This is a genomic window from Rhizobium sp. SYY.PMSO (assembly GCF_046840415.1).
GTDB lineage: Bacteria > Pseudomonadota > Alphaproteobacteria > Rhizobiales > Rhizobiaceae > Rhizobium.
This window is the reverse complement of record NZ_CP177351.1, coordinates 238,240-262,067: the sequence shown is the minus strand read 5'-3', so window position 1 is coordinate 262,067 and position 23,828 is coordinate 238,240. Positions and strand designations below refer to the sequence as shown.

General features: G+C 61.5%; 20 protein-coding genes, 1 tRNA gene and 1 pseudogene. 11 read left to right on the top strand and 11 right to left on the bottom strand.

Translation table 11 applies throughout. The features are described 5' to 3' along the window. Window positions 1-46: 46 nt before the first annotated feature. Window positions 47-526 (bottom strand): hypothetical protein, encoded by a 480-nt coding sequence (locus tag ACJJVH_RS27975; RefSeq protein ID WP_412066725.1) that lies wholly within the window; start codon window positions 524-526, stop codon window positions 47-49. Between ACJJVH_RS27975 and ACJJVH_RS27970 the strand changes: the two genes are divergently transcribed. The 8 genes from ACJJVH_RS27970 to ACJJVH_RS27935 all read left to right on the top strand — a co-directional run bounded on the left by ACJJVH_RS27970 (window position 525) and on the right by ACJJVH_RS27935 (window position 7,491). Then, entirely contained in the window at window positions 525-902 is a 378-nt protein-coding gene (locus tag ACJJVH_RS27970) for a hypothetical protein (RefSeq protein ID WP_112795123.1), read from the top strand. The two genes, ACJJVH_RS27975 and ACJJVH_RS27970, sit on opposite strands and share 2 nt — an antisense overlap. Window positions 903-1,291: 389 nt before the next feature. Continuing rightward, window positions 1,292-2,254 (top strand): citrulline utilization hydrolase CtlX, encoded by a 963-nt coding sequence (ctlX, locus tag ACJJVH_RS27965; protein ID WP_112795122.1) that lies wholly within the window; start codon window positions 1,292-1,294, stop codon window positions 2,252-2,254. Between the two features lie 41 nt (window positions 2,255-2,295). After that, a complete protein-coding gene (locus ACJJVH_RS27960) occupies window positions 2,296-3,099 on the top strand; it encodes a dimethylarginine dimethylaminohydrolase family protein (protein ID WP_412066724.1) in 804 nt (267 codons plus the stop codon). Window positions 3,100-3,129: 30 nt separating this feature from the next. After that, a complete protein-coding gene (locus tag ACJJVH_RS27955; protein ID WP_112795120.1) occupies window positions 3,130-3,930 on the top strand; it encodes a transporter substrate-binding domain-containing protein in 801 nt (266 codons plus the stop codon). 195 nt (window positions 3,931-4,125) lie between these two features. Beyond that, window positions 4,126-4,839 carry an ABC transporter permease subunit gene (locus ACJJVH_RS27950; protein ID WP_113358556.1) on the top strand — a complete coding sequence of 238 codons (714 nt, stop codon included), beginning with the start codon at window positions 4,126-4,128 and terminating at the stop codon, window positions 4,837-4,839. Then, window positions 4,839-5,540, top strand: a complete 702-nt coding sequence (locus ACJJVH_RS27945) for an ABC transporter permease (protein ID WP_412066723.1) — start codon at window positions 4,839-4,841, stop codon at window positions 5,538-5,540. Before ACJJVH_RS27950 ends, ACJJVH_RS27945 begins: the two co-directional genes overlap by 1 nt. A 26-nt stretch (window positions 5,541-5,566) precedes the next feature. Next, a complete protein-coding gene (locus ACJJVH_RS27940) occupies window positions 5,567-6,331 on the top strand; it encodes an ATP-binding cassette domain-containing protein (RefSeq protein ID WP_112795117.1) in 765 nt (254 codons plus the stop codon). A gap of 8 nt (window positions 6,332-6,339) precedes the next feature. Beyond that, window positions 6,340-7,491: a M20 aminoacylase family protein gene (locus tag ACJJVH_RS27935; RefSeq protein ID WP_112795116.1), complete on the top strand. Its 1,152-nt coding sequence runs from the start codon at window positions 6,340-6,342 to the stop codon at window positions 7,489-7,491. 207 nt (window positions 7,492-7,698) lie between these two features. On the opposite strand, the gene ACJJVH_RS27930 is transcribed toward ACJJVH_RS27935, so the two are convergent. Then, window positions 7,699-8,550 carry a hypothetical protein gene (locus ACJJVH_RS27930; RefSeq protein WP_112795115.1) on the bottom strand — a complete coding sequence of 284 codons (852 nt, stop codon included), beginning with the start codon at window positions 8,548-8,550 and terminating at the stop codon, window positions 7,699-7,701. Window positions 8,551-9,110: 560 nt separating this feature from the next. On the opposite strand from ACJJVH_RS27930, the gene ACJJVH_RS27925 reads away from it, so the two are divergent. Together ACJJVH_RS27925 and selD are read left to right on the top strand one after the other, a co-directional pair. Then, window positions 9,111-10,865: a methyl-accepting chemotaxis protein gene (locus ACJJVH_RS27925; protein ID WP_412066722.1), complete on the top strand. Its 1,755-nt coding sequence runs from the start codon at window positions 9,111-9,113 to the stop codon at window positions 10,863-10,865. 296 nt (window positions 10,866-11,161) lie between these two features. Continuing rightward, the gene (gene selD / locus ACJJVH_RS27920; protein WP_412066721.1) at window positions 11,162-12,211 is read left to right on the top strand and encodes a selenide, water dikinase SelD; all 1,050 of its coding nucleotides are present in this window, start codon (window positions 11,162-11,164) and stop codon (window positions 12,209-12,211) included. A gap of 65 nt (window positions 12,212-12,276) precedes the next feature. On the opposite strand, the gene ACJJVH_RS27915 is transcribed toward selD, so the two are convergent. The 9 genes and pseudogenes from ACJJVH_RS27915 to fdnG all read right to left on the bottom strand — a co-directional run bounded on the left by ACJJVH_RS27915 (window position 12,277) and on the right by fdnG (window position 22,603). Next, window positions 12,277-12,657 (bottom strand): hypothetical protein, encoded by a 381-nt coding sequence (locus ACJJVH_RS27915; protein ID WP_412066937.1) that lies wholly within the window; start codon window positions 12,655-12,657, stop codon window positions 12,277-12,279. 20 nt (window positions 12,658-12,677) lie between these two features. Then, window positions 12,678-12,773 (bottom strand) — tRNA-Sec (locus ACJJVH_RS27910). Beyond that, a pseudogene (gene selB, locus ACJJVH_RS27905) lies at window positions 12,735-14,714 on the bottom strand (selenocysteine-specific translation elongation factor); the annotation flags it as partial. The gene ACJJVH_RS27910 and the pseudogene selB, both read right to left, overlap by 39 nt. Further along, a complete protein-coding gene (locus tag ACJJVH_RS27900; protein ID WP_112795110.1) occupies window positions 14,711-15,502 on the bottom strand; it encodes a tetratricopeptide repeat protein in 792 nt (263 codons plus the stop codon). The pseudogene selB and the gene ACJJVH_RS27900, both read right to left, overlap by 4 nt. Beyond that, the gene (gene selA, locus ACJJVH_RS27895) at window positions 15,489-16,889 is read right to left on the bottom strand and encodes an L-seryl-tRNA(Sec) selenium transferase (RefSeq protein WP_412066720.1); all 1,401 of its coding nucleotides are present in this window, start codon (window positions 16,887-16,889) and stop codon (window positions 15,489-15,491) included. The genes ACJJVH_RS27900 and selA overlap by 14 nt, the downstream gene beginning before the upstream one ends. A gap of 4 nt (window positions 16,890-16,893) precedes the next feature. Continuing rightward, a complete protein-coding gene (gene fdhE, locus ACJJVH_RS27890) occupies window positions 16,894-17,814 on the bottom strand; it encodes a formate dehydrogenase accessory protein FdhE (RefSeq protein ID WP_412066719.1) in 921 nt (306 codons plus the stop codon). Between the two features lie 39 nt (window positions 17,815-17,853). Beyond that, a complete protein-coding gene (locus ACJJVH_RS27885) occupies window positions 17,854-18,540 on the bottom strand; it encodes a formate dehydrogenase subunit gamma (protein WP_412066718.1) in 687 nt (228 codons plus the stop codon). After that, a complete protein-coding gene (fdxH, locus tag ACJJVH_RS27880) occupies window positions 18,540-19,511 on the bottom strand; it encodes a formate dehydrogenase subunit beta (protein WP_112795107.1) in 972 nt (323 codons plus the stop codon). Before fdxH ends, ACJJVH_RS27885 begins: the two co-directional genes overlap by 1 nt. Beyond that, on the bottom strand, window positions 19,508-22,603 hold the full coding sequence (fdnG, locus tag ACJJVH_RS27875; protein ID WP_412066717.1) for a formate dehydrogenase-N subunit alpha: 3,096 nt from the start codon (window positions 22,601-22,603) through the stop codon (window positions 19,508-19,510). The genes fdxH and fdnG overlap by 4 nt, the downstream gene beginning before the upstream one ends. A gap of 573 nt (window positions 22,604-23,176) precedes the next feature. On the opposite strand from fdnG, the gene ACJJVH_RS27870 reads away from it, so the two are divergent. Then, window positions 23,177-23,800 carry a hypothetical protein gene (locus ACJJVH_RS27870; RefSeq protein WP_113358575.1) on the top strand — a complete coding sequence of 208 codons (624 nt, stop codon included), beginning with the start codon at window positions 23,177-23,179 and terminating at the stop codon, window positions 23,798-23,800. Window positions 23,801-23,828 lie beyond the last annotated feature (28 nt).

Here is a 23,828-nt window from a genome sequence, read left to right as displayed (position 1 = left end):
TGGAACATGTACGAGGAACCGGCAGACGCGGCTGCGGCCGGAAAAATCAAAACGAGCCGTTCAGCCAAAGCATGGTCGGAGTGCCCAGTACAGCCACTACGATCGCCACAGAAACAGCCATCTTGATTGCCTTGATGCGCCGTGTCCTGGCACCGCTCCAATCGTAACTCACAATCACTAACCCTCGCAAATCATTAGAGATTCGCGAATGTAGAGGCGACTTGGCTTTCGACAAGGGACGGAAATGATTCGTCCACAGCGGATATTTTTCCGATCTTTCTCCGCAAAACACCGCCGCGTGTGGCGCCGGCACGGCATGCATCGCGCCGGAATTTCCTGCGTTCCGGGATGGCGGATTTCCGCGCGGCGATGCCGCAACGATCTCAGAAGCGACTGCGCCGATGGCCTGGGTAAATTCCCATGATAGGTTGACGGGAGGACGATGACGGGTTGTAACGCGGTCGACCGGTCCGCCGGCATTGGGTAAACATATACAGGACCGTAAGAAGATAGGAGCAGCAGCCATGGGCAAGCTTCCAGACATGACGAAGCACCGCGGATTCCCCTCTGGCATGCCGGGGACGGGCATCCAGTTCACCATCCGTCGCGCCAATCCCAAGGGTGTCACGCCGATCAAGTCTCTGCCGCGCCGCGCCCGGCCGGGATCGGCCGAACACCGGGTCGATGCGGCTTTCCTGCACGCGCTCTGGCATCACTTCGGAGCGGAACCTTTCGAGCGCGGCAATCTGGATGCCGCGCGATTGAACCTGTTCTTCGGGCGGGAGGTGATCGCCGCCGACAAGGATTTCGATCCGACCTCCTACGAGGCGATGCTGGTCATCAACGAAAAGCTGGCACGGGAAAATTTTCCCGAATCCTTCGAGGACGTGATGGAGGTCTGACGGCGGCCCGGGTGGCTGGGCCGATCGCCCTTGCCCGTGGCGCCTGAACGGATGGGCGCCTGTCTCCCGGTTTAGCGGAGCGGAGCTTCAATCTCCCCTCCTTCGGAATGGAAATGAGAGGGCACCCGAAACTTCCGGCGACTTACCATGCAACTTGCTCAAATCGATTGAGCAATCTGCTCGGTTTTCTGTAAGAATTTCTGCAGTTCTCAAATTTCATCTGACGCTATGCCTACCTACGCTGCCTCATCGAACTTCCTGAGGGAGCTGAAAACGTGGTTCAATATGCAGGCGGCAGCAATGCCGTTGAGTTGGTCCGATCCATCGGCATCGAGGCATTCCTGTCCGGCGAGACGGCAGCTGTCCGGCAACGGAGCGTCGGCTGAGCAATGAGCAAGCTTTCCGTACAGGCGCCGAAGTCCGTCGTCATGATCCGGCCGCATCACTTTACGCCGAATCCGATGACCGCGAACGACAACTCGTTCCAGTCGAACGATGAGAAGCGGGCAGCGGCGGCGATCGCCAGCACCGCCTTCGATGAGGTGACGCGCATGGCCGAGGGCCTGGCCGCCGCCGGCGTTACCGTCCACGTCTTCGAAGACAAGACGGCCGCGACACCCGACTCCGTATTTCCGAACAACTGGTTCTCGACGCATTCCGGCGGGCATGTCGCCATCTATCCGATGTATTCCGCCAGCCGCCAGTCCGAACGGCGCAGCGACGTGATCGAGATGTTGAAGACCGATTATCGCGTTCAGGACGTCATCGACTATTCGGGCCTCGAAAAGGACCACGTCTATCTCGAAGGCACCGGCGCCATGGTGCTCGATCATATCGGCCGCGTTGCCTACGCCGTCCGCTCCAACCGTACCAACGAAGTTGCGCTGGAGCGCTTCTGCACGCATTTCAACTTCGAACCGATGGTCTTCGATGCCGTCGATCGCAACGGCAAGGCGATCTACCATACGAACGTATTGATGTGCATCGGAACCGACTTTGCGCTCCTCGGGTCGCAGATGATCCCGGATGTCGCCCGCAGGCGCGAAATCATCGCACGCCTCGAAGAAACCGGACGCAAGGTGATCGATCTTTCGATCGAGCAGATCGAGAACTTCGCTGGCAATGCCATCGAGCTGGACGGCCGCGACGGCAGGCTGGTCGTGCTGTCCGCCAGGGCTCATTCCGCGCTGGATGCCCCCCAGATCGAGGCGATCGAGCAATCTGCGAAGCTGCTGCCGTTCGATGTCTCCACCATCGAACTGGCGGGCGGATCGGTTCGCTGCATGCTCGCCGGCATCCATCTGTCGCGCCGGGAACCCGCAGCCACACAATTGCTTTACGCCGCCGGTTGAGCCGGATAGAGAAGCCCGTACGAAAACAAAGGTATCTGGAAATGTCGCAAGCAAGATCAGTCTATCACTTCAATTCGGTGATCGTGCGCGAGCCTTCGCGTTCGGTCGTGAACGGCCTTCGCGCCGATGATCGGGGCAACCCGACCTACGAGGGCGTCAAGGCCGAGCATGACGCCTATATCGCCGCCATGCGCGATGCCGGCGTCGAAGTGACTGTCCTTCCGGCGCTGGAAGCCTTTCCCGACTCGATCTTCGTCGAAGATCCGGCCCTCGTCTTCACCGAAGGCGCGATCCTGCTTCGCCCGGGTGCGGCCAGCCGCGTCGGCGAGACCGTCGAGATCGCGCCGACGCTGCGCGACATGTTCGAAACCGTCCTTGACCTGCCGAACCCGGGCTTTGCCGACGGTGGCGACGTGCTGACGACGCCCAAGAGCGTCATGATCGGCCTGTCGGCGCGCACCGACAAGGTTGGAGCCGAAGCCCTTTCCGCTTGCATCGCCAAGCTCGGCCGCAAGGCCGAGATCGTCGCAACGCCCGAAGGCGTGCTGCATTTCAAGACCGATTGCTCGCTGCTCGACGACGAAAGCGTGCTTTCCACCGCCCGTCTCGCCCGTTCCGGCGTCTTCAAGGATTTCAAGCAGATCATCATTCCGGAAGGTGAAGAGCCGGCCGCCAATGCTCTGCGCGTCAACGATGTCGTCATGGTCGGCTCGGACTTCCCGCGCACGATCGAGATGCTCGACAAGCTCGGCTACAAGGTCGTGCCGATGAAAACGACCCAGATCGGAAAGATCGACGCAGGCCTGTCCTGCATGTCGCTGCGCTGGTATCGCAACGGCCGTTAAACACCCTCAAGAATAAATCGGGAGAACAGCATGCACAGCTTCAAATCGAAAATCATCGCCGGCGTCGCAATTCTATTGTCCGCCGGCCTCGCTCACGCCGAGGACACCATCCGCCTCGGCATGACGCCTGAACCCTACATGCCCTTTACCCAGGTCAATGCCGCCGGCGAGTGGGAAGGTCTGGAAGCCGATCTGTCTCGCGCGGTCTGCGCCAAGTTGCCGGTAAAGTGCGAGATCAAGCAGATGGCCTGGGACGGCCTGATCCCTTCGCTGAACGAAAAGAAGGTCGATTTCATCATCGGCGCCTTCTCGATCACCGACGACCGCCGCAAGGTGGTGGATTTCAGCACGCCCTACTACACCGAGGGGACATCCTTTGTCGGCGCCAAGTCCGACAGCACGAAGATCACCACGGTCGACGCGCCGGACGGCTCGGGCAAGATCATCGATCCGGCCGTCGTTTCGGGCAAGATCATCGGTGTCCAGACCTCCAGCGTCCAGGCCGCCTATGTCGCGAAATATCTGAAGGGCGCCGAAGCCAAGAGCTATGACACCGCCGACAATTCCGTGGCCGATCTCGTTGCCGGCCGCGTCGACTATGTGCTGATCCCGGACCTCTACATCCAGACGTTCCTGAAATCGGATGCCGGCGCCGATTACGAGGTGAAGCTGAACGTGCCGAAGAACGCCGCGCTCGGCGAAGGCGTTGCCTATGCGACCCGCAAGGGCGATGCCGACACGCTCGGCAAGATCGACAATGCCCTTGCCGAACTCAACAAGGACGGCACGACGCAGAAGCTGGTCGACAAGTGGATCTTCGGCAAGAAGTAACCGCGTGATACCGGGCGCGGCTTCGGCTGCGCCCGGGCGCCGTGGCAATATGCCTTGCCGCTCCCATCGCGACATCGCGTCTGCCCACGCATCGGGGCTTTACAGGCCCGACGGCGCCTGATCCCGCACCATCGGCAACACCAAGGGCTGTCCGGCTGATCGCCGCAAGCAAGGCCGGATCGAGCAGGTAATCGCATGGATACATATTGGCACTTGCTTGGCTGGGGGCCGGAAGGCTGGGGCGCCAATTTTGCCTGGGGTTTTCTGATGACCCTCCAGGTATCGATCGTCTCCTACATCGTGGCCGTGATCTTCGGCTTCCTGGGAGCCGCCGGCAAGCTTTCGCATCGTCGGTCGCTTCGCCTGATTGCCGGGCTCTACACGACCGTCGTCCGCTCGCTGCCGGAACTGCTGGTCATCCTGCTGCTCTATTTTTCCGTCGCCAGCGGCGCGGAGCGCTTCCTCAAATATGCCGGCCTCGTCGGCGCCAATTTCCAGTTCAGCCCCTTCTGGGCGGCGATCGTCGCGCTCGCCTTCGTCTCCGGCGCCTTCATGACCGAGGTTCTGCGCTCCGCCTATCTCGCGGTTCCCCCCGGCCAGATCGAGGCGGCCGTGTCGATCGGCATGCGCCGGCGCAAGATCCTGACGCGCGTCGTCCTTCCGCAGATGATGCGCCACGCCGTTCCCGGCATGGGCAATCTCTGGCTGTCGATCACCAAGGAAAGCGCCATCATTTCCGTGCTCGGTTCGTTCAGCGAACTGCTCTATACAGGCTACCGCGCAGCCGCCAGCACCAAGCAGTACATCCTTTTCTATGGCCTCACGGCCCTGCTCTTCCTGCTCATCACACTGGTTTCCGTCTTCATCATCAGCCGCATCGAAAAGCACTTGAACCGGGGGCATCGCTGATGGAAACGATCACCAACGTCATCTCCTTCCTGCCCGCGCTCATCAGGGCGATGCCGCTTACGCTGCTGCTGACGGTAACGGCCGGCATCTTCGGCCTCGTCATCGGCACGCTGACGGCGCTCGCCCGCCTGTCGCAGTACAAGCTGCTGGCCTGGCCGGCCTTTGCCTTCACCTTCGCCTTCCGCGGGACGCCATTGCTGGTGCAGATCTATCTGATCTACTATGGCCTCGGCCAGATCCTGCCGGGAACCTGGGTTCGCCACAGCTTCCTCTGGCCCTACCTGCGTGACGGCCTCTGGTACGCCATCGCCGCACTCAGCCTGAACCAGGCGTCCTACAACGCCGAAGTCATCCGTGGCGCGATCCAGGCGATCCCGCGAGGCCAGATCGAAGCCGCTCTTTCGGTCGGCATGCGGCCCTGGACGATCCTTCGCCGCGTCACCCTGCCGCAGGCGTTCCGCCATTGCATGCCGGTCCTGACGAGCGATCTCATCATCCTGCTGAAGACGACATCGCTCGCCTCGACGATCACCATTCTCGAAGTCATGGGGACGGCGCGGATGCTGCAACGACAATCGCTGCTGATCTTTGAACCCCTTATTGCCGCCGGCATCATTTATTTCGTCGTGGTCTTCATCCTGACCCGGGTCATGAATGTCGTCGAGTTCCGCATGACGCGCTATCGCGCCGCTCGGGCGTGAGCCTGAAAGCCTCGGGAGGAATTGAAATGGTCGAAACTGCACTTTCGGTAAATGACATCCACAAGAGTTTCGGCGGCGTTGAGGTCTTGAAGGGCATCTCCTTCGAAGCCCGCAAGGGCGACGTGATCTCGCTGATCGGCAGCAGCGGCTCGGGCAAGAGCACCCTGCTTCGTTGCATCAACTATCTCGAAACGCCGGACAAGGGCGAAATCTCGGTTGCGGGCGAAATCATCCGCACGGTCCCTTCGCGCGGCGGCAAGATGCATGCCGCGGATCCCCGGCAGCTGGAACATATCCGCACCCGGCTCGGCATGGTCTTCCAGAGCTTCAACCTGTGGTCACACCGGACGATCCTCGAAAACATCATCGAAGGACCGATCCATGTGCTTGGCACGTCGCGCAAGGACGCGATCGCCGAGGCGGAAGTCCTGATGGAAAAAGTGGGCATCACGCCGAAACGCGATCAATATCCGGCACAGCTATCCGGCGGGCAGCAGCAACGCGCGGCCATTGCCCGTGCGCTCGCCATGAAACCCGAAGTGATGCTCTTCGACGAGCCGACCTCGGCGCTCGATCCCGAGCTCGTCAACGAAGTGCTTCAGGTGATCAAGAAACTGGCCGAGGAAGGCCGTACCATGGTGATGGTCACTCACGAGATGGCGCTTGCGCGCGACATTTCGAGCGAGGTCATCTTCCTTCACAAAGGCCTGGTCGAAGAGCGTGGCGCCCCCGATACCGTCATGAAGAACCCGCAATCCGACCGGCTCCGTCAATTTCTCCGCATGGGATGAGGACTGCAATGAACGACATCGATTTCCAGGGCTTTCTCCCCGAACTCGTAGAAATCCGGCATCAGCTGCATCAGATGCCGGAAATCGGCCTTTCCGAATTCAAGACCTCGGATTTCATTGCCGGGCAGCTTGAAAAATGGGGCTTCGAGATCACCCGCGGCCTCGCCAGGACCGGCATCGTCGCGACCCTTCGTGCCGGCAACGGCAATCGCGCCATCGGCTTCCGCGCCGATTTCGATGCCCTGCCGATGCAGGAGGAAACCAATCTTCCCTATGCCAGCCGGCATCCGGGCGCCATGCATGCCTGCGGCCATGACGGCCACACCAGCATGCTCCTCGGCGCAGCCTGGGCGCTGTCGCGTGACAAGAGCTTCTCCGGCACGGTGCATTTCATCTTCCAGCCGGCCGAAGAGAATTTCGGCGGCGGCAAGCTGATGATCGAGGACGGCTTGTTCGAGCGCTTCGCCTGCGACCAGGTTTTCGCCCTGCATAACTGGCCCGGCATTCCCGCCGGCACCTTTGCAACCCGCGCCGGACCGATCGCGGCTTCGATCGACGTGGTGACAGTCACGGTCAAGGGCAAGGGCGGCCATGGCGCGCAGCCGGAATTGACCGTCGATCCGGTGGTCGTCGGCTCCAGCATCGTCATGGCGCTGCAGACGCTGGTCTCGCGAAACATTTCCCCCCACCAGCCCGCGGTCGTGACCGTGGGCGCCTTCCTGTCCGGTTCGGCCTCCAACATCATTCCCGACGCCGCCGTTCTGGAAATCAGCATGCGGGCGATGAATCCGAAGGTGCGCGAGGAAATCCGCGAGCGCGTGGAACAGATCGCGACGCTCCAGGCCAGGAGCTATGGCGCCGACATCTCATTCGACTGGCAAGTCGGTTATCCCGCGACCATCAATGACGGGCAGGCCGTCGAGGCTGCAAGATCCGTGATCGCCCAGCGCTTCGGCGAGGACGCATTGGTCGACCTCGATCTTCCCCTGATGGGAAGCGAGGATTTCTCGTTCCTGCTCGAACGGGTTCCCGGCGCCTATGTCCTGATCGGCAACGGCGACAGTGCCGGCCTGCACACCACGACCTACGACTTCAACGACGACATCCTCGAGCGCGGCGCCATGTACTTCTACCACCTGGCAAAGGAGCAGCTGGGCTGAAGAGATAGAGAGCCGTTCGGGCAAAGCATCGCTTCGCGTATGAATTTCCACCCGCGGATCACGGCCCGGAGGCTTGCCCAACAGGGGCCGGCGCGCTGAATGCTTCGGCTGGCCGCCGGAAACGGCGGCCGTTGCAGCCGCGCTTTGCGATGCCTCGTCGAAGGCCTGCTCAGTCACACCTGACATGAGCGCTGCCGGCGGCATGCCTCACGGCAGTTTGATTTCGAGCGTGATCATGTAGTTGCTGTAGTTGGGAACAGCCGGCGGATTGTTGATCGAGTAGGACGTTATACGCGGCGGCGTGGAAGGCGGCTTCACATCCGGCCGCCAGGAAGCCTTGATCGTTATTTTGTCCGTGGGACGATAGGAGAGATCGAGCTGGCGATCCCTGCTCGCTCCATTCCTGGAGCGTTTGCCCGCCAGAGACCATTTGTCCCATGATGCCTCCAGGGACTCGATCGTCTGCGTGCCTTTGCGCTCGTAACCGGCGCTCAACGACGCCTTGTCGTCCTTGGCGGCCAGCGTGTACGCCTGATCCTGAACCTTGCCGTCGAAGTCCGTCGTCACCGTGGCGCCGCCTTCCAGCGAACGCTTGCCATCCGCCAATCGTGCATGGACGTCGAAAATGATCGTCTTGTTGCCGACATAGACGCCGACATTCGGATTGAGCCCGTTCGTCTTGAAACCGATGTCGCTTTTGGCCTTGGTATCGAGCACGATGGGACGTTCGGTCGATGGAAAGTATTTTCCGAGCAGATCCTGCTGAGGCTTGGTGGGGGCGACGGGCTTGCCCACTGGATCGAACGCTCCCATGACCGTACAGCGACGGCCGCTTACCCAGCTGTTGACGGCGAAGATGAGATATCCGTCGTCCGCAATTCCGGCAATGCCCTGATGCAGACTGTTCCTGATATTGTACCGGCCACAGCACGACAGAGTATTGTCGCTCGCGGCTTCGAAGGAGCGACCCGAAAAGACCACGCCGGACGGCTGTCCCGATGCCGTATCACCACCCAGGATCGGGCAACTTGAGAGCGGGATCAGATGAAAGCGATCCAAATCCGTTCGCGATGACTGGCCGATAGGCCGTGTGAGTGGTGCTAATCCCATGTTTGATCTGCCGTTTTTTTCAGTTCGCTGACAAAATATGAAAATGGAATTCCCCGGCTGCCCTGTCGGCATGGAGCGGCGGGCAATGCGATCTATGCGTGTTCCGACACGGCAAAGTTAGGTCGACGAACTTATTTGTCCAGCAGGCATTTCTCGTTTTCCGTGCGAATACGCCGGTTTTGCCCAAGGGTGTTCCGATGCACTACGGGCATAAAGCCGCCTCCTGCCTCCGCGTTGGAAAGGGGAGCTATCCAACCCTCATGAGTATGCATTCGAACGTCATGGGGGCGCAAAGCGCCTGTATTTCCCGAAAAAATCTACATATTCAATCGTATATTCTGGGCACGGTGCGTATTTCTGTAATTTTTGGAAGTAAAGAGGAAGTAATTCCGAATGCTAAAGTTTTTGTTAATTATTATGGTTTATTAAAATTGATAATGCTAAATTTAACAATTAGTTCCCGCCTCGAATAAATCAGTAGTTGAAATTGCCGGAAGGATGTCACGACCATGTTAGGAATCCATGGTGCTGCCGGAACGATGAAAACCGGTGCGCTCGACGCCATGAGCGCCAATATCATGATCGCCGACGCCAAGCTCAATATCGTCTATATCAATCCGGCAACGCGGGAATTGCTGCAGGAGGCCGAAAGCGATCTGAAGAAAGAACTGCCGCGCTTCGACATGGCGACCCTCGTCGGCGCCAATATCGATATCTTCCATAGGAATCCGGCGCATCAGCGCGGCATGCTCGCGACCCTGAGGTCTCAACACAGGGCGACGATAGCCATCGGGCATCGCGTCTTCGATCTGATCGTGACGCCGCTCAAGCGAGGAGAGGGCATCATCGGCTTCGTCGTGGAGTGGGCCGACGCGAGGGCGAGAATCCAGAATACCGACTATCGCAACCAGCTGCTGGCAATCAATCGCGTGCAGGCGGTGATCGAGTTCACGCCGGCCGGCGAGATCGTCAGCGCCAACGATAACTTTCTTGCCGCCGTCGGCTACACCCTTGCCGAAATCAAGGGACGCAATCACCGAATGTTTCTCGAAGAGGGCGAGACGGGAGATCGCCAGTTCGAGCAACTGTGGTCCGATCTTCGCGCCAACAAGCCGCATATCGGCGACATCGTGCGTTTCGGCAAAGGCGGCAGGGCCATCTATCTGAATGCATCCTACAATCCGATCACGAACGATTCCGGGAAGGTCGTAAAGGTCGTCAAGTTTGCGACCGATGTCAGCGAGCGTGTATTCGCGGTTCGGACGGTCGGCGACGCCCTGTCGAAACTCGCGCTGGGCGACCTGAGCTTTTCCCTCGATCGGTCTTTTGCCAAGGACTTCGAAGCCTTGCGGGAGAATATGAACTCGGCCATGCAGCAGCTCGGCCAGACGCTCGCCTCCGTTTCCCGCTCGACCGGACTGATCGATGACGGCGCGCGCGAGATCAGCGACGGCGCCGGCAACCTGTCGCGGCGCACGGAGCAACAGGCTGCGGCGCTGGAGGAAACGGCCGCCGCCCTGGATGAAATCACCGCCAATGTCGGTAACGCCTCGAAGCGGGCCAACGAGGCTCGCCAGGCGGCCGAGACGGCAAATGTCAGCGCGACCCGCTCCGGCCAGATCGTTGCCGACGCCGTCGGCGCAATGGCGCGCATCGAGCAATCCTCCGACCGCATCGCCAGCATCATCGGCGTGATCGACGAGATCGCCTTTCAGACGAACCTGCTGGCGCTGAATGCCGGGGTCGAGGCTGCGCGCGCCGGCGACGCGGGCAAGGGATTTGCCGTCGTCGCCCAGGAAGTGCGCGAGCTCGCCCAGCGTTCGGCAAAGGCCGCGAAGGAAATCAAGGAGCTGATCCGAAACTCTTCGGAAGAGGTCAGACATGGCGTGAAACTGGTCCACGAGACGGGCGACGCGCTCAAGACGATCCAGGACAATATCACCTCGGTCAACGAACACATGCAGGCAATAGCGGTCTCTGCGAACGAGCAGTCGACCGGCCTGACCGAAGTCAACTCCGCCGTCAATCAGATGGATCAGGTGACGCAACAGAACGCGGCGATGGTGGAAGAAGCCACGGCATCGAGCATGACGCTCGCCCAGGAGGCCGAGAAGCTGCGGCAGATGGTGGCCCGTTTCAAGCTGCCGGCGCAGTCGAACCACATCGGCGCACTTCGATCCACGACCATGTCGGCAGGAGAGGAACCCTTCGCATCGTATGTCCAGCCTAAGAAGATCGCGCTCCGGCGCGGGTGTGCGGGGTGAATGAGAAAGCGGCTTGATCGGCATCGAGCCGGGGATCGATCTCGCCGATCTTTCTGAAAATACCGCCGCGGCATTTGATTGCCCCACAAGCAACCGGCCACCCGTTGTTGCAACCCCGATTGCCTTGCGGGCATTGGCGATTGTCGCCGGCACATTCATCACGAGGGAGGCAAAAGCCGCAGTTTCGGCCGCCGACGGTTTAGGAATAGCCATCCGGCGAGTTTTCGGGCAAAGTTCATGCTTGGCCGGAATATCGCCTTTGCCGGCGCCGGCCCGCTATCCTGATAGGAGGATCAATGGATTCCCTTGCCCCTCGACTGACGGAACTCGCGCACGGCGGCGGTTGCGGCTGCAAGCTCTCGCCGGCTGTCTTACAGCAATTGCTCTCCGCCCAACCCGCCGCGCGCCCCTTCGCACAGCTTCTCGTCGGCAACGAAATGGCCGACGATGCCGCTGTCTGGCAGATCGACGAGAACACCTGCCTGATTGCGACGACCGACTTCTTCATGCCGATGGTCGACGATCCCTTTGACTTCGGCCGCATCGCCGCAACGAATGCGATCTCCGATATCTATGCCATGGGCGGCAAGCCGATTCTGGCGCTGGCGATTCTCGGCATGCCGATCAACAGGCTCGCGCCGGAAACCATCGCCAGAGTGCTGGAAGGCGGCGCGTCGGTCTGCGCCGAAGCGGGCATCCCTGTCGCCGGCGGCCATTCCATCGATTCCGTCGAGCCTATCTACGGTCTCGCGGTCATCGGCCTTAGCAGGCCGGATCGGATCCGGCGCAATGACGGCGCCAAGCCCGGCGACGCGCTGATCCTGACGAAAGGTCTTGGTGTCGGCATCTATTCGGCCGCCATCAAGAAGGGCGCGCTGCCTGCCGACTGCTACGAGGAAATGATCGGCTCCATGACGCTGCTCAACCGCATCGGTTCCGAGCTTGGAGCAGACCCGGACATTCATGCGCTGACCGACGTGACCGGCTTCGGCATTCTCGGCCATGGGCTCGAAATGGCCAGAGCCTCCGGCGTCTCGCTGACGCTGGAGCTGTCGCGCATGCCATTTCTGTCGAAGGCCGAAGCACTTGCCGGGCAAGGCTTCGTTACCGGCGCATCCGGCCGCAACTGGGCAAGCTATGGACAGGATGTCGCCGTGCCGGAGGGGCTGCCGGAGTGGAAGCGCCAGCTTCTTGCCGACCCGCAGACATCCGGCGGGCTGCTGATCGCGTGCGCACCGGACAAGGCGCAGGACATCGTGGAACGGATACGCGGCGCCGGCTATCCCTTGGCCGGGATGATCGGGCACGCAAAGGCGGGGGCGCCAAGCATAGAGGTCCTCGCCTGATCCGGGTACTGCTCAAGGAGCCACCGGGAAAGGGATTTCAAAATCGCATCCTTCGCATCGTCCGATCAGTGCGGCTTGATTTCCTCGACCGCCAGCCTCAAGCCAGCGGAATTGAAGAATTCGCCATCCCGGATCAGCAATCGATCTTCGTGAAGCTTGCGGACCAGGGCGGAAAGCCTGGCCTTGGCCTGCGGATCGTCCACCAGTCCCTCGCGGCCGGCGCGAAAGAAAACCACGCCCGACCAGTCGACGCCGGCCCCACCGAAAAGATGCACCATGTCAGGCCAGCGCAATTCATCGCCGACGACGTGAAGATAGGCCGAGCGAAGAAGATCGATGCGAATACACTCGACGCGCAACAGTACGAAAAGCATCGTAAACGGCCCGGTTTCGGCAAAAGCCGAGAGAATCCAGTCGTCGAAATCGGTCTCGTTTGCCGACGCGATCACGGATCACCTCCGGATGGTGGCGGAAGAGAATGGGAGTCGAACCCACCCAAGACAGCCTCGCTGCCCCACCCGGATTTGAAGTCCGGACGCCCCACCGGGGACGACTCTCTTCCATCATTTTCCCCGGCGGCAGGCTCTCCGAACAGGTCGAGCCTGTGCGGATTGACGCGACGAACATCGCCCCGCCGGATCGTCACGCCATGCCGATCGAAAAACTCCAGGATTTCGATCGCAACTTTTCTACCGTTGTTGACACGATCGCGAAAGAGACCGGCCGCGAATTCCCCATCTGCCGCGTGTGCCGAAATATCCTTGATGATGTCCATCATCTCGGCCGTCGTCCGGCGCGTGAAGAAATGATCGTGCCGGATCTGGTCGACACGGCCCAGTCGCGCGCAGAGCTTCAGCACGCGCCGGATTTCGCCCTCCGGAAATCCCAGCATCTCCGCGAAATCGCGCACCCGCGGCGGCCGGAACCGCTCTTCTCCTTCAAGATGCGGCAGCAGCCGCGCAAAAAGCGCCTCTTCGCTCTCGCTGAGGCGGACCTCATGCCCCGGCAGGCGGACGAACGAACCTTCAAGGACCAGCCGGCCGGCGGCCTGTTCGGCCTTCAGCGCCACAAGGAAGGCAGCGGGCGACAGCCTTGGAACGAGCTGCAGCCGCAAGCGCTCGCGGCCAATCCCCTGCAAATCGGGGTTTTCCGCATGGAAAGCGGCAAGAACATGCTGCGCATCCGCGCAAAACTCGGACCATCGCTTGTCGGAAAGTGCATGACGGGCCGTTGGCGTGACGATAATTTTGGCGGCCGCAAGCCCGACGGCCACCTGCAGGAGAGACTCGGACAGGGCTTTGTCGCGGGCGAAGGCGTCGAGATCGACCACAAAGGGAAAAACCTCAAGCATGGCCGACAGGGCATCCGCAGGGTCCGCGAGAGCCGCGGCGCCAAGATATTGCAAGCGTTCGGCCGACCGCCGCTTGCGTGCCGGCGCGCGCAAATCAAGGAGCTGGCCGCCGCCGATCGTACGGCGGGCCGAGACATCGCGCAGGATGAAGCGATCGCCGACCGCCGCTGCGATCGGCCGGTCCAGTACAAGCTGCACCAAGCCTGTTTCACCGGGCGCGACAGGCCCCTGAAGGGGAACGATACGCACGCCTGTTTCAGCACTGCCATGGTGGAAACGCGCCGGGAACCAATCGCCGATCGGTTTCGGTTCGCTTGCCAATATTTGGAGCCTGGCGTCGATGCGCTCGGTCGGCGCGTCGAGAAGCGGATCGACCGCCATATCGCCGCGTGCGATCGCTTCCTTCGATATGCTCTCGCCCGCCAGGTTCAGCGCGCAGCGCTGTCCGGCAAAGCCGATTTCGGCCTGCTGGTTCTGCACATGGATGGTACGCACCCGCGCGGACAGGCCGGGCGGCGATATGGCGACGTGATCGCCTATCGCGACCGCCCCGGAAAGTATGGTGCCGGTTACAACCGTGCCCGCGCCGGAAAGCGTGAAACAGCGATCGATGGCAAGCCGGAACCGCCCTTGCGCCGAGGTGGCGGCCGTCTCGCGCTCAGCCTCGGCCAGCCGCTGCTTCAATGCAGGAATTCCCTCCCCCGTGATCGCGGAAACGGGAAGAATCTCGCTGCCTGCCAGCGCGGTTGAGGCCAACAGCTCGGCGATGTCAGCAATGAGGCTTGCAAGCCGCGCCGGCTCGACAAGATCGATCTTGGTGATCGCCACCAGGCCGCGGCCGATGCCGAGCAGATCGAGAATGGCCAGATGCTCAAGCGTTTGCGGCTTGATTCCGTCGTCCGCGGCAACGACCAGCAAGGCGTAGTCGATGCCGCCGGCACCGGCGAGCATGGTATGGATGAAGCGCTCGTGGCCGGGAACGTCGATGAAGCCGGTGACGGCTTCCGGCGTGAAGCGGCAATAGGCAAAGCCGAGGTCGATGGTAATGCCCCGCGCCTTTTCCTCCTTCAATCGGTCCGTATCGACACCGGTCAATGCCTTGACGAGCGTCGTCTTGCCGTGATCGATATGTCCCGCCGTCCCGACGATCATGGCGTCTCCTCCGGCAGGGGCTTGCCGGCGCGGCGCTCCGCCTCCTCGATCTCGGCCGGCGACAGGCTGTCGCGCACCTGCCCTATAAAGGATGCGGCCAGCGCGCTGCCGCCATTTGCCGCGCGGATCAGCCAGGCCAGTGCCGCCACGCCGTCGCGCGCCGTACCGGCTCCCATATGGGACGCCGCGCCGAGCATCGCCTGCGCGTCGGCATCGCCGCGTTCCGCGCCCTTGCGCCACCAGCAGGCCGCCTTTTCCGCGTTGCGCTCGACGCCGAGCGCATTGTGGTAGAGCATGCCGAGACGCGTCATGGACGATGCGATGCCGGCCGCCGCGGCCCTTTCAGCCCAGCGCCGTGCCTCCTCCGGATTAGGCGGGATGACCTCGCCTTCGAGCAGCAGCCAGCTCAGCATATCCTGGGCCGGCGCGTCGCCCTGCAGCGCGGCACGCCGGTAATATTCGGCAGCGGTGCCGTAATCGGCATCGGCGCCTGTCAGCCCCTGCAGGTGGAATGCGGCATAGTTTCGCTCGCCGACGGGATCGCCTGCCTCGGCGGCCAACCGCAGCCACCGAAGCGCGAGCTGGCGATCGATCGGCACGCCGAGACCTTCGGCAAAACAGGCCCCGATATTGTTCTGGGCTCGTGCCACGCCGTTTCGTGCCAGCGGTTCCCATATCGACAGCGCGGTTTCATAGTCGCCGGCATTGGCGGCTGCCAACGCCACGGCCATCGGATCGGCCGGCGACGGTTCCCGCTTGCGTGCGGCGATACGCTCAAGCCAACGCATTGCCGAATCCTTCCGACAGGCTCCTCATGAACTGGGCCTCGTCCTGAAGACAGCGTAGATCGAGAACGAGCGCGCCGTCCTGAAGCCGCCCGAGGATCGGCCGCGAAAGCGATCGGAAACAGGCGGCAAGCCTTTCGAGCGCACTGCCGCTCGATGCGGTGATCCTCAGCCCGGCGCTCGCGATCGTATCGACAGGAAGCGCGCCGGAGCCAATCTGGCTGGAGCAGCGGCACGGCTCGACCGCGTATCCTTTCGGTGCGAGAAGCTTGGCGATCTGCGGCGCAAGCCGCTCCGCCTGCATGCGTATGTCCGGCTCGGGACGCGAGAGCATGCGAAGCGTCGGCAGTCGAGAGGCCAGCCGGTCCGGATCGCGGTAGAGCTTCAACGTGGCGACCATTGCCGCGATACGGATTTTGTCGATACGAAGCGCCCGCTTCAACGGATTGCGATTGATCTCGGCAATCAGCTCCTTGCGGCCGACGATGAAGCCGGCCTGCGGGCCGCCCAGCAGCTTATCGCCGGAAAAGGTAACGAGATCGGCCCCCTCGGCAACCGCCTCGCGCACGGTCGGCTCCCTGGCGAGGCCGTAGCGCGACAGGTCGACCAGCGTCCCCGAACCCAGGTCGTTGAGCAGTGCTATACCCGCCTGGCGCGCGATCGCTGCAAGCTTCGCGCCCGATACCTCCGCCGTAAAGCCTTCGATCCGGTAATTCGACGTGTGCACCTTCAGAATGAGCGCCGTTTCGGGACGAACTGCCTTGATATAGTCCTGGGCGTGAGTGCGGTTGGTCGTGCCCACTTCGACGAGTTCGACCCCGGCCTTTTCCATGATGTCCGGCATCCGGAAGGCGCCGCCGATTTCGATCAGCTCGCCGCGCGAGACGATCGCCTGACGTCCGCCGCCGACGGTGCTGAGCGCGATCAGCACGGCGGCAGCATTGTTGTTGACGATGGTGGCATCTTCCGCGCCGGTCAGCTCGCGCAACAGTTCGCGCAGGTGGCTATCGCGCTCGCCGCGCTTGCCGGTGTCCAGGTCGAACTCCAGCGCCGCCGCCTCCCGCATGGCGTCGATTGCCGCTGAGACCGCTTCTTCCGCGAGCAGCGCCCGTCCGAGATTGGTATGAAGCACCGTACCGGTGAGATTGAAAAGCGGCCGGAGGTTGGAGCGATCCCGATATTCGAGCCGGCTCGTCAGCGAGGCGAATACGGCGTCCTCCCCCGGCACTGTCCCCTGTTCGCGCGCCGACTGCCGGATCTCGTCGAGGGTCTTGCGCAATTCATCTGTAACGACCGACCGGCCGTAGCGCGCAAGCAGCGGCGAAATCGCCGCCGATTTCAATACTCGGTCGACCGACGGCAAGGCACTGAGATCGACGGTTTCCGACATCGGATCAATAACCTGCCAGGAACGGATTGAAGCCCGCTCGTTTGTATTCTGTCTCCTTCATCAACAGGTCGAGCCCGAGGCTGGCGACATCGTCCGCCGCAACCACGATCGAGGGATTCCTGTTTTGATAGAGGATCTTGACCCAGCCGGTGCAGGCATCGCAGATCTCGGCCTTGATCGTTGCCTCCTCCCCGCCTGTCTCTACCGCCCGGTAGCCGATGCCCTTGGTGGAGCCGCAGGCAAGGCATTTGACGCGAACCTCGTTCCACATCGTCGCACAGGTGGAACAGCAGGCATACCGGGCGCCTTCCGCCCCCTGAAAACCGACGACGACGGATGCGACCGGCCGGTCGCCGCAGGCGGGACACACGCCGGTCCCTATCGGTACGAGCCGGCCGCCGTCGAGGCTGGCGGCCAATCGGGCCGCATGAACCTGCACGGCGGCGGCGACGTAGAGATGATGGGCGAGGCTTTCGAGCGGGAGCGTGTCGGCGGCGATATTGCCGATCATCCAGGCAAGCGTCTCGTCATCCGCCGCGACGACTTGTGCAAGCGCTTCGGCCGCCACGGCCGGCTTTTCCAAGCTCTCCGCGCGGGCAAGAAGCGCTCGAAGCGTCGCAAGACAATCGCCGGACGAGGCCAATGCGGAGCGATCGATCGGTGGCATCGCATTGGCGCGCGACCGTTCGGCATGGTCGGCTGCGATCGGTTCCACAGGCGGCAAGGCACTCGCCAGCTCGTTCTGTATCCGAGCCAGTCCGGACAGGAAGCTGAGATAGGGACCGAGATGACTGCCTTCCGCCAGCGCCTCGAAACGTGCTGCACGCTCGCCGAAAAGGCGCTGCGGATTCGGCATCAAGGCAAATGGCGCTTTGCTGATACCACCGACCGCTGAAGGATCGGGCTGGATCGAAGATATCGACATTTCACCTCGCTGGGCCGACCGGCCACAGGTCATTTTAGACTATTCTGCAGGATCAATTCTTCCGCGTCCAGCCAATTCCCGGAGCCACTTGCGATGGTGACGCCAGGCCCAGCCGCCCGTCACCGTGCCCTTCGTCATGGCGCGGAGAGTCCCGCGAGTCCAGATCGCGGCATAGACGTGCAGAATGAAGAGCAGGATGATCAGGACCGCCGAGATCGAATGGATGAGAATGGCGATGCGCCGCAGTTCGATCGGGGACGATTCTCCGAAATACTGGTCCCATATGACGATCCCGGTCGCAATCAGCACGACGATGAAGAATGCCATGCCCCAGAAAATGAACTTCTGCCCGGCATTGTACTTGCCTATTTCAGGCAGCTTTTCCTCGTGGCCGGCGACCACCTCGTTGATCCGGGCGACCCATTGCACATCGACGCGATTGGGCAGGTTGGCACGCCAGATCTGCGCGAAAAAGATGAAGAAGCTTACAAAGAGCACCACGCCGATCCAGGGATGCAGCATCCTTGTATTCTGGCCGCCGCCGAAGAGGCCGGTCAGAAAGAAGAGCGACGGATGGAACATGGCGAGGCCCGACAGCAGGAGCAGGATCAGGCACCCCGCCGTAATCCAGTGGTTGACCCTCTTGAGCGGGCTGTAACGAACCACCGTCACCGGCGGGCCGCGGCGGATCGCATCTCCGGACTGGACGTCGCTCGACTTCGGCATCAAGTGTCCTCCCTGCTGCTTTGCGCACTCTCAACGAACTTCTCGGCGTTTTCCTCGTCCTCCGGATGAACGCGGCTGGGCTTGCCGAAGATGCCGTGCAGGATGACTCCGGCGGCGGCAAGACCCATAGCGGCAAGGCCCGCATATTTCGTCACGCCCTTCCATGCCTGCACGATGCCGGAGATCTTCGGATCGTCGGGCAATCCGGCATAGATATGCGGCTTGTCGTTGTGATGCAGCACATACATGACATGTGTGCCGCCGACGCCCGGAGGATCGTAGAGCCCGGCATTGGCATAACCGCGCGACTTCAGGTCGGCGATCCGCTCGTCCGCATGCTTTTTCATGTCGTCCTTGGTGCCGAAGACGATGGCCTGTGTCGGGCAGGCCTTGGCGCAGGCGGGTCCCTGCCCCACGGCGACACGGTCGGAACAGAGCGTGCATTTGTAGGCGCGATGATCCGCCTTCGAAATCCGCGGGATGTTGAACGGGCAACCCTTCACGCAATAGCCGCAGCCAATGCAGTTCTCGTGGATGAAATCGACGATGCCGTTGGAATACTGCACGATCGCTCCGGGCGACGGACAGGCTTTCAGGCAGCCCGGATCGGCGCAATGCATGCAGCCGTCCTTGCGGATCAGCCATTCGAGATTGTCCGTCTCCGGGTTGACCCATTCCGTGAACCGCATCAGCGTGAACATGTTCTCGGTGAGATCGTGGGGGTTCGTATAGACCCCGACATTCTCCTCGATATCGGGATGCGTGTCGTTCCACTCGATGCAGGCGGACTGACACGCCTTGCAGCCGATGCATTTCGAGACGTCGATGAGCTTTGCGACCTGCGTGAGCTGCCGCTCCGGCGGCGGCAGTTCGCTGCTGGCCGAGCGGCGAATGAGGTCCCGCTCGGTCAGGTTGCTTTCCATAGGCTGGACCGGAGGATTGCTGACGGCTGTACGCGGACTGTCCATCATGCCAGACCTTCCTTGTCTTTAGGTGCCGTGGTCGGCTCGATATTGCAAAGGAATGCCTTGGATTCCGGCGTCTCGATATTGGCATCGCCGACGAAAACCGCGAGCGAATTGGGACCGAACCCCTTCCTTGCCGACCCTGTGAAGCCCCAGTGCAACGGAACACCGACGACATGCACGGGCTTGCCGTCGCAGATGAGCGGCCTGATGCGCTTCGTCACCAGCGCCTTCGCCTTGACCGAGCCGCGCTTCGACCACACCCGGACCCAGCTGCCGTTGGCGATATTCTTTTCCCTGGCGAGCTCCTCCGATATCTCGACGAAGAATTCCGGCTGCAGGGCGGAATTCACCCGGTTGTGCTTCGTCCAGAAATGGAAGTGCTCCGTCAGACGGTAGGACGTGCCGGCATAGGGGAACTCCTCCGATGTCCCGAGCTGCGCTATATCAGTCTCGAAGATGCGGGCGACCGGATTGCCGCGCATCTTCGGATTGAAGACATTGGGCACTGGCGATTCGAACGGCTCCATATGGGCCGGGAACGGCCCGTCGCGCATCATCGCGCGCGCGAAGAGACGTGCGGTTCCTTCCTGGTTCATGATGAAGGGTCCGACATCGCCGGGCTTTGCCGTCGGGGCGATGTCCGGCACGTCATAGCCCGCCCACTTCGCACCATCCCATTCGATGATCTTGCGCGTCGGATCCCAGGCCTTGCCTTCAAGATCCGCAGAGGCCCGATTGTAAAGCGTGCGGCGATTGATCGGCCAGGCGAACGTCCAGCCCAGATAGGCACCCGTTTCGTCGGGATCGTGGTTGTCGCGCCGGGCCATGTTGTTGCCCTGCTCGTTGAAGTTGCCGGAGTAGATCCAGCAGCCGCACATCGTCGAGCCGTCGTCCTGAAGCTGCGAGAAATTCAATACCTGCTTGCCCGCCGGGACCAGAACCTTCGACGGGTCCGTGGGGTCCTTGATATCGGTCAGAGCGCGGCCGTTGATTTCCTTCGCCAGTTCCTCCGGCGTCGGCTCGTTCGGGTCCGCATAATCCCAGGACAGATTGACGATCGGATCGGGGAAGGGACCGCCCTCCTTCCGATAGAGTTCCCTGATGCGCAGGAATATCTGCGCGATGATGTAGGTATCGTGCTGCGCCTCGCCGGGCGGCGTTCCGCCGGCCCAGTGCCATTGCAGCCAGCGGCCGGAATTGGTGAGCGAACCCTCCTCTTCGGCAAAGCACGTCGTCGGAAGCTGGATCACTTCCGTCTGGATTGATGCCGTGTCGACCGGGTTGAAATCGCCGTGATTTTCCCAGAAGCGCGCCGTTTCAGTCTCCAGCGGGTCCATGGTGACCAGCCATTTGAGCTTTGCCAGCGCCTTGGTATTCTTCTCACGGTTGGGGAAGGCAAGGATCGGATTGAAGCCCTGGCAGATATAGCCGTTGACCTTGCCGTCATACATCAGCTCGAACATGCGCAGCACGTCGTAGGACGGCACGTCGAGCTTGGAGATGTAATTGAAGGCCCAGTCGTTGTCGGCGCGCGCATTGTCGCCCCACATGGCCTTCTGGAAGGAGACCATGAATTTCCTGTAGTTCTGCCAGTAGCTCGTCTGCCCCGGCCGCAACGGCTTGAACTGCCGGGTCGACATATAGGTCGTGAAGTCCACATCCTTTTCGGTCGGCATGGTGAGATAACCGGTCAAAAGATGCGACATCAGGCCGAGATCCGTCAGGCCCTGAATGTTGGAATGGCCACGAAGCGCATTCATGCCGCCGCCGCGCACGCCGATATTGCCGAGGATCAGCTGCAGCATGGCCATGGCTCGGATATTCTGCGAGCCGCTGGAATGTTGCGTCCAGCCGAGCGCATACATCGAGGTCATCGTCTTGGTCGGCGACGAGCATTCCGCGATCATCTCGCAGACCTTCAGGAACTTGTCCTTCGGCGTGCCGCAGATGCGCTCCACCATTTCGGGCGTATAGGGCGCCAAATGATCCTTCAGCAGGTTCCACACGCATCGGGGATGCGCAAGCGTCGGATCGGCAGTGACGAAGCCGTCTTCTCCGAGAACATATTCCCAGCTGGACTTGTCATAGTCCCTCTTCTCGGGATCGTAGCCGGTAAACAGGCCGTCCTGATAACCGAAGCCGTCCTTGACGATGTAGGAGGCGTTGGTGAACGCCTTCATGTATTCCCACTGCACCTTGCCGTTGTCGATGCAGTATTTCATCACGCCGTTCAGGAAGGCGATATCCGTGCCCTGGCGAATGGGGGCATAGTAATCCGACACCGATGCCGTGCGGGTATAGCGCGGATCGACGACGATCAGCTTGGCGCCGCGATGCGCCTTCGCCTCCGTCACCCATTTGAAGCCGCAGGGATGCGCTTCCGCCGCATTGCCGCCCATGACGACGACGAGGTCGGTATTCTTGATGTCGGTCCAGGCGTTCGTCATCGCGCCACGGCCAAATGTTGGGCCCAAACTGGACACCGTGGGGCCGTGTCAGACGCGTGCCTGATTATCGAAACCGACTATTCCCAATCCCTTGGCGAATTTGAAGGTCGCCCAGGCCGTCTCGTTGGTGGTGGCCGACGCGGCAAGCATTCCGACCGTCGTCCAGCGGTTGACCGGAATGCCGCTCTGATTGTGGGTGATCAGGTTGGCGTCGCGGTCATCCTTCATCAGCCGCGCGATGCGGTCAAACGCATCGTTCCACGAAATCCGCTCGAACTTGTCCGAACCGGGCTTGCGCTGCATCGGATATTTGAGACGCGAGGGCGACTTTACGAAATCCTTCAGAGCCGCGCCCTTGGGACAGAGAGTACCGCGATTGGTCGGATGATCGACGTCACCCTCGATATGGATGATGTCGGCCGCCTCACCCTTGCGGATGTCACCCTTGGAATAGATGATGATGCCGCAGGCGACAGAACAGTAGGGACAGGTGTTGCGCGTCTCGGTGGTCGTCGTCAGCTTGAAGGGCCGCACATGCGCGGCCTCTGCCGCTTCAGCCTCGCCAAAACCCATCGCACCGAGCGATGTAGCCGCAATCCCTGCTCCGGTCAGCTTCAGAAAGCTGCGCCGAGAGAGATCCACATTCATAGATTGGCCTCCTTGTCTCGACTGCTTGTTTCCCGATACTATTGTTCGGGGAACTCAAGTCAAGTTTACCTTTGCTGCGGTCGATGCCGACCCGCACGCGTTTACAAGGGCACCGCCGCCGTCAACCCGGACGGTGAGGAGCAGATGCCGTCAGGGAACCATCGCTTCGGATGATTTCAGGCAGGCATGTCTTCGGCAATTCGGAAGCGACCGGCGTAACAGGAGCGGAAAACTCCATCTCGCAACTCGATCCCGCTTGCGGCCGGCTGTGCCCTCCACGAGGGCGTCATGTCCGCCGGCGTTGCCGGAAGGATATGCATCGACGGAGGAATGACCGACGGCGGCATCGTGCGGCTTGGAAGGCGATCCAAACCGCGCGCGGCGCCGTCTGCACGGCTCAATTTGAATGGAACCTTGGCATTGCTCGACCGCGCCGTTTCGTGTAGGCGTTGCCCTGTATTGACCGGAAGCAATCAGTCTATCGCGATCTCGGGCGTCAACATCACCCGGGCATCCCCAAGTTGAGCATCCGCAAGCCCCGCAGCCCCATCGTCGACATCACGTCCGGAAGCCATGCCCAAGCAGCCTAAGCCCTTCATCGTCGAATTCAAATCCTCCCGCCGGAAGAGAACCAAACCGCTCGAACAGCCGAAATCGATCTGGGGCAACCTCGCCATCGAACTGCAGCAGAATTTGGCGGAGGAGCAGGAGACGTCGATCGGTTCGCCAGCATCGCAGCAGGATGCGACGGCACCGGACTTGCCGGCAGCAACCGTAGCCGTTTGCGACGAAGACGCCGCCGCCGCGCCATCCACCTCCCGGTTTATCCGGAAATGGTCGGAGAAAATGGCCGAAAGGCCGAGCGCCAAGGGCACCGATGCCGTTGCGGCCTTCCTTGTCCGGATCGAGCGGCAAAAGGCGCTGCTCGTCGAATTCCACGCGGACCCTGCGGGATTCGACAGCTGGCGGTCGGCATGGTTCCGCAAGGTGGCGGGAGGGTTCGGCGTCAATATCGGCCATGATTCCGTCGATGCCGGAGCCGGTCTGCGATACGTGGTCGTCGAAAGCATTCAGGATGTCACCGAATTTCTCGACGATCTCGCGCATCACGCGCAGACAGATACGAACTTTCAACGCGCGCTGGAAGAAACGCGTCGGCGCCGCGCCGCCCGCCGGGTTCGCACCAGGCAGAGGTGAGCCGCTCACCTACACCACACAAGCCGAT

What these genes read in the sequence shown, in the direction of transcription:
- ACJJVH_RS27970 (WP_112795123.1), top strand. Translation starts at nt 525, where the DNA reads ATGGGCAAGCTTCCAGACATGACGAAGCACCGCGGATTCCCCTCTGGC.
- ACJJVH_RS27975 (WP_412066725.1), bottom strand. Translation starts at nt 526, where the DNA reads ATGGCTGCTGCTCCTATCTTCTTACGGTCCTGTATATGTTTACCCAAT.
- ctlX (WP_112795122.1), top strand. Translation starts at nt 1,292, where the DNA reads ATGAGCAAGCTTTCCGTACAGGCGCCGAAGTCCGTCGTCATGATCCGG.
- ACJJVH_RS27960 (WP_412066724.1), top strand. Translation starts at nt 2,296, where the DNA reads ATGTCGCAAGCAAGATCAGTCTATCACTTCAATTCGGTGATCGTGCGC.
- ACJJVH_RS27955 (WP_112795120.1), top strand. Translation starts at nt 3,130, where the DNA reads ATGCACAGCTTCAAATCGAAAATCATCGCCGGCGTCGCAATTCTATTG.
- ACJJVH_RS27950 (WP_113358556.1), top strand. Translation starts at nt 4,126, where the DNA reads ATGGATACATATTGGCACTTGCTTGGCTGGGGGCCGGAAGGCTGGGGC.
- ACJJVH_RS27945 (WP_412066723.1), top strand. Translation starts at nt 4,839, where the DNA reads ATGGAAACGATCACCAACGTCATCTCCTTCCTGCCCGCGCTCATCAGG.
- ACJJVH_RS27940 (WP_112795117.1), top strand. Translation starts at nt 5,567, where the DNA reads ATGGTCGAAACTGCACTTTCGGTAAATGACATCCACAAGAGTTTCGGC.
- ACJJVH_RS27935 (WP_112795116.1), top strand. Translation starts at nt 6,340, where the DNA reads ATGAACGACATCGATTTCCAGGGCTTTCTCCCCGAACTCGTAGAAATC.
- ACJJVH_RS27925 (WP_412066722.1), top strand. Translation starts at nt 9,111, where the DNA reads ATGTTAGGAATCCATGGTGCTGCCGGAACGATGAAAACCGGTGCGCTC.
- selD (WP_412066721.1), top strand. Translation starts at nt 11,162, where the DNA reads ATGGATTCCCTTGCCCCTCGACTGACGGAACTCGCGCACGGCGGCGGT.
- ACJJVH_RS27900 (WP_112795110.1), bottom strand. Translation starts at nt 15,502, where the DNA reads ATGCGTTGGCTTGAGCGTATCGCCGCACGCAAGCGGGAACCGTCGCCG.
- selA (WP_412066720.1), bottom strand. Translation starts at nt 16,889, where the DNA reads ATGTCGGAAACCGTCGATCTCAGTGCCTTGCCGTCGGTCGACCGAGTA.
- fdhE (WP_412066719.1), bottom strand. Translation starts at nt 17,814, where the DNA reads ATGTCGATATCTTCGATCCAGCCCGATCCTTCAGCGGTCGGTGGTATC.
- ACJJVH_RS27885 (WP_412066718.1), bottom strand. Translation starts at nt 18,540, where the DNA reads ATGCCGAAGTCGAGCGACGTCCAGTCCGGAGATGCGATCCGCCGCGGC.
- fdxH (WP_112795107.1), bottom strand. Translation starts at nt 19,511, where the DNA reads ATGATGGACAGTCCGCGTACAGCCGTCAGCAATCCTCCGGTCCAGCCT.
- ACJJVH_RS27870 (WP_113358575.1), top strand. Translation starts at nt 23,177, where the DNA reads ATGCCCAAGCAGCCTAAGCCCTTCATCGTCGAATTCAAATCCTCCCGC.